The following is a 7,807-nucleotide window of genomic DNA, read 5'->3' as shown; positions in this document are numbered from 1 at the left end:
GGTGACAGGTGACAGGTGACACAGGTGACACAGGTGACAGTGTAAAAAGTCAAAACTCAGCACTGTTGATGATAGGAGAGAATACAGTGAATACAGCGATCGCACAAAGTGCAGCCCCAGAGGCAAGTCCCCGCTGGCAGGATTTAGTCAGCTCCCATACTGGCATTATCCGAGCCTTAGATAGATTTACCAAGCCTTATACAGAGTTCGATTTTCCGGTGTTGTGGCAAGCCGAATTAGCCAATTTCCAACTTCGTAAACAGCAGGATGATTTACGTTACGGTGTCGGGAGAGGCATGACCGATGAACAAGCCATTTTTGGGGCTGTGGGCGAAGCTATAGAAAGATACTGTGGTGGTATTGTTGATCATCGGCAACTAATGGTTGGTAGCTATGAAGAATTAGGTAATCGTGCCGTTTCTCCTTTAGTTTTTTCTCCTTTTTCTGACCAACAATACTCTCACCCAAACTTTCCTTTTCCAGCTTTTAATCCGACAACGCAGACTTCGTGGATGAATGCCCTTTCTTTATCCAGTAACCAACAGGTTTTAGTTCCAGCCTTTTTGGTTTATTTGGACTGGGACGGCAACCAACCAGGAGATTATATTTTACCTGTTAGTTCTAACGGTATGGCTAGTGGACCATCTTGGGAGTTTGCCGCCTACCGGGGTTTGTGTGAATTAATTGAGCGTGATGCTTTCATCATTACGTGGTTAAATCGCTTACCTGCTCCGCGCATCTATTTTGACCACTTGCCAGGAATTGAGACGGAAATAGCCCGCCACTATGGCCGCTTTGGCATTGAGTTAGTTGTCTTCGAGTTGACTACTGATATTCAAGTCCCAGTTTTCATGGCTATGTTAATTGACCATTCGGGCAAAGGTCCCGCTGTTTCCACTGGGATGGGATGTCATCTTGATGGACCAACGGCTTTTCACAAGGCAGTTTTTGAAGTTTGTCAAGCTCGCTTTGGCGACATAGAACGGATGAAAACTGGGGCTGGGACTAATCTCCATCAATATAGTGATGTTCAGAATTTGGATGATCACAACGCTTTTTTTTACACAACTTCTCGGTTGAGTGAGTTGGATTTCTTATTTCATCATGATCAATCCTGCCAAGTTGAAGATATACCAACTTACGAATCTGCATCAGAAGCGGAGAATTTACAATCAGTAGTTGCCAAGTTGAATTCAGTGGGTGTTGAACCTTATGTAGTGGAAATTACCGCCCCTGATATCGCCTCTCTTGGTTTCCGAGTCGTGCGGACTTTAGCCAGTGAATTAGTCCCTATTTATTTTGGTTATGGACAAGAACCATTGGGAACTCGGCGGTTGTTTACAGTCCCAGAAAGGTTAGGTTATGGTGGACGACGAACTGAAAATGACCTCAATCCCTGTCCACATCCTATGGCTTAAAATGAGGAAATTAGAATAATGCACACAGTCAATGAACCTCTGGAGTTAGCTCTTTTGTATCATTTGAACTCTCCAGTCCCGAAAAGTTATGTCAAGCGTGTTCCGGCTACTGAACTACGATATCTGCCAGAAGCTCCTTTTCTGGAACTACCAAAAGCACCACGGGATAACCCGCTGTCGGAACTTTTAGCACGGCGTACTTCTGTGCGATCATTTGATAATCAGGTGATGTCACTCGTCTCTTTGGCTCAACTGCTGGATGCAGGGTGTGGACTCAATGGACTGCGTGAGGTGGATAATCAGTGCTATGAGGCTCGCAACTCTCCTTCCGCGGGGGGACTTTATCCCCTGGAGGTGTTCGTATCTACACAAGCGGTAGAAGGTTTGGTTAGCGGACTATATCACTATGAACCTCGCGGACACGGTTTACATTGGGTGAATGATGCTGTGCCAACGGATTTTATAGAAGCATTTTTGCAGCAGGATTATATTATCAATGCTAATGCTCTGTTTGTGTTCACATCGGTTTTTATGCGCTCAATGGGTAAATATGGAGCGCGGGGCTATCGTTTTGCGCTGTTGGAGGCTGGTCATCAAGCTGAAAACATAAGTTTAATGGCTGTGCAATTGGGGCTAGACAGTCTTTGTCTCGGTGGTTTTCATGATATGAGTTTAAATGTTATGTTGGGGATTGATGGGCAACGTCATGCGGCTATTTATTGTGTTGCTGTGGGCAGGAAAGGATGAATTTTTGCACGCAGAGGCGCAGAGGCGCAGAGAGGATGAGTTTGAGGAATTATTCTTTACTACCTGTAAAGGTAATACCTTGAATTAAGTAGCGGTTAAAGAAGGCATAAATGGCTAAACCGGGCAGGGTGAATACCATTGAGGCTGCCATAATGTAGTTCCAATAGCTGATATATTGACCTTTAAAGGTGTTTAGTCCCAAGGGTAAGGTGAACATTTTTGGGTCAAAAAGAATGACTACGGGGAGCAAAAAATTATTCCAACTGCCCATAAATACAAAAATCGCTTGTGCGGCTAATGCTGGTTTGGCTAGAGGTAAAACTATGTGCCAAAAAATTCCCCAGGCATTTAAACTATCTAGTTGACCGGCTTCTTCTAATTCTCTAGGGAAATTTACAAAGAATTGCCGCATCATGAAAATAAAGGTAGCATTAACCATACTCGGAACTATCATCCCTGGGTATGAGTTTAACCAACCGATGGTTTTGAGAATTAAAAATGTGGGAATTAGGGTAATTTGTGCTGGCACTACTAAGACTGCCAAAATTAGGAAAAACCAGAACTGTTTACCATGAAAGTTCAATCTAGCCAGGGCATAACCTGCCATTGAGTTAAATAGCAAGTCTAAAATCGTGACGGTAACGCCAATAATCACACTATTAAATAACCACCGCCAAAATAGGGGTTCTTGCAGAAATATCTGTTTGTAATTATCAAGAGTAAAATGTTTGGGGATGAAATTAAACTCACCACTAATGATTTCAGTAAGGGGCTTGAATGATGCGGAAAATGCCCAAAGAAAGGGAATTATGGTGATAATTCCATAAACTGTGAGGAAGATATATAATACAACTTTGAAAAAGAAAATATTAAAGATTTTATTCAAATTTTATAGCCTCCGAAAAATTGCTCTTGAATTAATGTGATGGTAATAATTACAGATGCTAGTAAAAAGGCAATGGCGGCACCATATCCCATCTGTAAATTCCGAAATACGGTTTGATAAATTAGCAAAACTAAGGTGAGAGTGGCGTTATTTGGTCCGCCAGTTCCTCCAGAAAATATATAAGATTGATCAAATAATTGAAAAGTCCCAATTATTCCCATTGCCATAACGAAGAAAGTCACTGGTTGCAATAAAGGTAAGGTAATATAAAGAAACTGCTCCCACTTATTAGCACCATCAAGTTCTGCGGCTTCGTAAAGGGTTTGGGGGATGTCCTGTAAAGCTGCTAAATAAATCACCATAAAAAACGGTGCTGTTGACCAAATATTCATGATCATAATTCCTTTGAGGGCAACAGATGGATCTCCTAACCAATTATAAATAGGTAATTTTAGGAAAGCTAAAAAATTGTTTAGGAGTCCATTTGTGTTATAAATCCACATAAAAATTAGTGTTAAAACTGCGGAAGATGTGACTGTTGGTAAAAAGTAAAGAATCCGCCACCAATTCTTCCCGCGAATGCCAGAATTAAGTGTTACAGCTAAACCTAAAGCTAAAATAGTTTGTGTGGGAACAACAACGGCTACATATTCGGCGGTATTTTTTAAAGCAATTCCTATTCTTTCATCTGTTAGTAATCTCTGGAAATTACCTAAGCCGAAAAAATGGTAATGAATACCGCCTAACATTTGCACTTTGTGTAAGGAAAGAAATACGGCATAGAGAATAGGTAAAATTACAAATGTGCCTAAAACTAAAATACTGGGAGTTATGAATAAATAAGCTGTTAAATTTTCTTTGATTTGTCTATCACAGTGATGTTCGGGTAAATGAAACACATTTTTATATCTCACGCAAAGGCGCAAAGGAAGAAAGGAATAGAAAAATTAGAGTCTGGTACAAGTTTTAATTACAAACTCTACATATCTGCCTGAATTTGTTGGTTGGCTGCATTTTGCGCTTTTAACATTGCTTGTTTTAATGGTTGTTGTCCTAGCAAAACACTAATAAATTGATTATCAAAGTTGTTGATAATTGCGGCGGGATACTTGCCTAATTGCCAGGGTGTGGCATAATTAACTCCTGCTACTAATGATGCTCTAAGAGGGTCTTGATCATAGCCTAATTGTTGTGCTACTGATTTACGGGCTGGTAATGCAAATCCTTTACTTGTCCATTTTTTCATGCCTTCTTTGCCTGTTAAATAGGAGATGAGTTTCCAGGCTGCAAGTTTATGGGGGGCTTGTTTATTCATGACATAAGCAACGGTAAAAACCATTGTTGCTTGCTGATTATTAATTTTAGGGATCTCTGCTGTGGCAAATTCTAGTTTAGGAAAGGTTTCTTGCAAGTAGGGAATTGCCCAATTCCCCTCAATTACCATTGCTACTTTATTTTGTCCAAACATTTCACTCCCTGAATTTGTACCGACATCAGATTTTTGAGCGGAAGAACGGTCTTTTTGATATTGATTAATGACTAATTCTAAACCTTGCAAACCTGGATTATTGGCAAAGGTAGCATAACCATTTTTATCAATAATTTCTCCGCCAAAAGCGGTAATTTTATATGCCTGACGGGCTAATTCGGGAATTTCACCAAAGCCATATTTGTTCAGTTTGCCTGTTAATTGTTTGGCATAGGTGCGAAGTTGTTCCCAGGAGGTTGGCGGACTGGTTAAACCAATTTGATTAAATGCTTTTTTGTTATAAAATAGAGCTAAGGTAGAATAGTCTTTAGGTAAACCATAAATATGATTTTGGTAGGTAAAATTGTTGAGGAGTTTGGGTTCTATGTCTGTAAGATCAAATTTGGGGTTAATGTATTTATCAAGGGGTTCTAGGACGTTCTGACCCATGAAAAAAGGGGCTTCTAGTGCGTCGAGATAAAATACATCTGGTGCGGCTTCTCCTACTAGGCGGGTTTTAATCACATCCATATATTGATCGGCGATCGCTTCATATTTGACTTTGATCTGGGACTGCTGCTTTTCAAAGTCTTGGATTACCTGTTTTAACAGGGTTTGTTCTAGGGGATTACCTGTCCAACCACTGAGTTTGACGGTAATGGGTGGAGGTGATTTTGGTAATAGCAAATTATGACAACTAATCAGAGCGATCGCTATTGTTATTACCAATCCTAAAAAGTTAAATAATCTCTTTTTTCTCACAATTTAATTGAGATTAATTTTGAGTTGATATGGTTACTAATTTATTTCTCCTGCTGCCATAAATCATCTTTCTAGAGGATGGTTTTATAGCAATAAGATCATCAGATACCCGACTTCTTTAAGAAGTCGGGTATCTGACTCTCACAACTTTTCAAACATGCTCTTAACCGTTCAGTATAGCATCACTTTCTGATCATCAAATCTCTAGATTTTCCTACTAAACGCATAAACTCACCCCGATAACCTTCCGTATCTTCCCCCTGACTTTGAGTTGCTAATTTAATTACCAAATCATAGTTAGCATTCCCTTTGTATTCAGAATCACGTAATATCATCCCAAAGGTTGCTACAGCAGCCGCAAATCTCAAATTAGTTGATGGTGTTTGGTTAATTTGAAAGTCGCTATCTTTGATAGTCTGAGTAATTAATTGACTGGTACTATCTTGAGGTAATTTATAACGGAGTTTCACCAACATCATCTCATTATCGGCAGTAGCGATCGCATTAACACCAGAACGCTGATACCGTAAAGGGTCTACCTGTGGTAATTTCACATCACTGTTTGTACCAGTGGGAATAATTTCATACAGTGCTGTTACAGAATGACCAGCGCCAATTTCCCCCGCATCTTTTTTATCATCATTGAAATCTTGGTTTTGCAACAGGCGGTTTTCATAGCCAATTAAGCGGTATGCTTGGACTTTAGCCGGATTAAATTCCACCTGAATTTTTACATCCTTGGCAATGGTAAACAATGTTCCCCGAATGTCATTAACTAGGACTTTTTTAGCTTCCAATAAGGTATCAATATAGGCATAGTTGCCATTACCCTTATCAGCTAGTTGTTCCATTTTGCCATCTTTATAGTTGCCAGTACCAAACCCCAAAACTGTGAGAAAAATTCCCTGGTCTCGTTTCTTTTCAATTAATCTGGTCAATTCAGCATCGCTGGAAACCCCGACGTTAAAATCTCCATCGGTAGCTAAAATAACCCTATTATTCCCAGATTTGAGGAAGTTTTGTTGAGCGATTTTATAAGCCAATTCAATCCCCTGACCACCAGCAGTAGAGCCTCCAGCCTGTAAGCGGTCAATGGCTGCTAGAATTTTCGTTTTTTGATTTCCAGGGGTAGCAGCCAGGACTACACCTGCATTTCCGGCATAAACTACTAAACTTACCCTGTCTTGAGGACGTAACTTATTAACTAGCAATTTTAACGACTGTTGCACCAAGGGTAATTTATCGGGTTCACCCATAGAACCGGAGACATCAATTAAAAATACGAGGTTGCTGGGTGGTAAGGTTTCACTCTCTAAGCGTTTCCCTTGCAAACCTACCTGTACTAATTTATGTTGAGGATTCCAGGGAGCATAAGTTACTTCGGTGGTGACGGAAAAAGGGCGATTTCCTGTGGGTTGAGGATAATTATAGGGGAAGTAGTTAATCAATTCTTCTATTCGTACTGCATCTTTAGGCGGTAATTGTCCTTGGGTAATAAACCGTCGCATATTACTGTAGGCTGCTGTATCTACATCTATGGAAAAGGTAGAAAGAGGTTCATTACCAACACGATGAAAGGGATTATCGTCAATGCGACTATAGTTCTCTGTATTGAATTTACCACCTGTTTGGGTTTCGGGGGCAACTAAGGCATTAATACTGCTACCAGCTTGGATTTTAGAAATCTGGGGACGGTTAACAGTAGACATTACTGGTGAACTAGGGGGTAATGGCATGACTACGCCTGATGGTTTAGTCTTAGGAATAGATTGCTCTTGAAGGGGTTCTCTGGTAGGTTGAATAGGGGCGATATTGGTACGAGCTTCTAATTTATCTGTATCTTGGGAATTGTTGAGAATTGCTAACTCTGGAGCAAATTCTTTTTGTAAGCGTTGTAGGGTTTGTAGGTCTGTTTGAGCAACTGTGGTGGGGTTATTTGCTATGAGTTCATTAAGGCGTTGTGAACAAGTATTCAAGACTGTAGCAAATTCTGTGCGAGTGACGGGAAGATTACCAAAGTTAGGAATGGAAACGACGCAACTATAATTATTAGCTAATGCCTGAATTGCTTGGTAGTTGGGATGATTGGGTAAAATGGAGTTGGCTGAGGTGGTTGAATTGGCGGGAATTGCAACTGTCATGGACTGACGGAAAACGGCAGTTCCTACTGTTGGTATTAATAACAGCAGTGTTAAAATACTGACGCGCTGCCACATTTGGGACTGAATCTGGTAAGACATTGCTAAATCCTCACACTCAAGAAAGATGTTTGCGCTGTTGCACTTACCCAGAATAGTCCTGAGCAGCCTAAAATTTGATTACCGTTACAGTTTTGGTAACTGTAAGTAGTCGGACAATCATGAACTGCGTACACCAGGATACATGAAACCCACATTCCGCACCCCAAAATATTACAGAGGGAAATTACGGAGATGAAAATCGAAGGGAGCATCAAAACAAACAGACAAAGTGAAAAAAGGCATTTGAGAAACAGTAAATCACCAAAAATGTCATCAAAATCTATTC

General features: G+C 40.4%; 6 protein-coding genes. 2 read left to right on the top strand and 4 right to left on the bottom strand.

The window, feature by feature from the left end; genetic code table 11:
• The first annotated feature begins 68 nt into the window (after window positions 1–68).
• Together PN471_RS00540 and PN471_RS00535 are read left to right on the top strand one after the other, a co-directional pair.
• Window positions 69–1,418 (top strand): YcaO-like family protein, encoded by a 1,350-nt coding sequence (locus tag PN471_RS00540; protein WP_271775231.1) that lies wholly within the window; start codon window positions 69–71, stop codon window positions 1,416–1,418.
• 18 nt (window positions 1,419–1,436) lie between these two features.
• On the top strand, window positions 1,437–2,165 hold the full coding sequence (locus PN471_RS00535; protein ID WP_271775230.1) for a SagB/ThcOx family dehydrogenase: 729 nt from the start codon (window positions 1,437–1,439) through the stop codon (window positions 2,163–2,165).
• Between the two features lie 49 nt (window positions 2,166–2,214).
• Here PN471_RS00535 and PN471_RS00530 read toward each other — a convergent pair whose 3' ends face one another.
• From PN471_RS00530 to PN471_RS00515, 4 genes are all read right to left on the bottom strand, one after another.
• On the bottom strand, window positions 2,215–3,051 hold the full coding sequence (locus tag PN471_RS00530; protein WP_271775229.1) for a carbohydrate ABC transporter permease: 837 nt from the start codon (window positions 3,049–3,051) through the stop codon (window positions 2,215–2,217).
• Window positions 3,048–3,950, bottom strand: coding sequence for a carbohydrate ABC transporter permease (locus PN471_RS00525; protein WP_271775228.1), 903 nt, complete (start codon window positions 3,948–3,950; stop codon window positions 3,048–3,050). The genes PN471_RS00530 and PN471_RS00525 overlap by 4 nt, the downstream gene beginning before the upstream one ends.
• 80 nt (window positions 3,951–4,030) lie before the next feature.
• On the bottom strand, window positions 4,031–5,281 hold the full coding sequence (locus PN471_RS00520; protein ID WP_271775227.1) for an ABC transporter substrate-binding protein: 1,251 nt from the start codon (window positions 5,279–5,281) through the stop codon (window positions 4,031–4,033).
• A gap of 182 nt (window positions 5,282–5,463) precedes the next feature.
• Window positions 5,464–7,521, bottom strand: a complete 2,058-nt coding sequence (locus PN471_RS00515; RefSeq protein WP_271775226.1) for a vWA domain-containing protein — start codon at window positions 7,519–7,521, stop codon at window positions 5,464–5,466.
• Window positions 7,522–7,807: the final 286 nt, after the last annotated feature.

This window comes from Aphanizomenon sp. CS-733/32 (assembly GCF_028330045.1).
GTDB classification, from domain to species: Bacteria; Cyanobacteriota; Cyanobacteriia; order Cyanobacteriales; family Nostocaceae; genus Dolichospermum; species Dolichospermum gracile.
The sequence above is the reverse complement of the archived record's forward strand: the minus strand, read 5'-3'. Positions and strand labels throughout refer to the sequence as shown.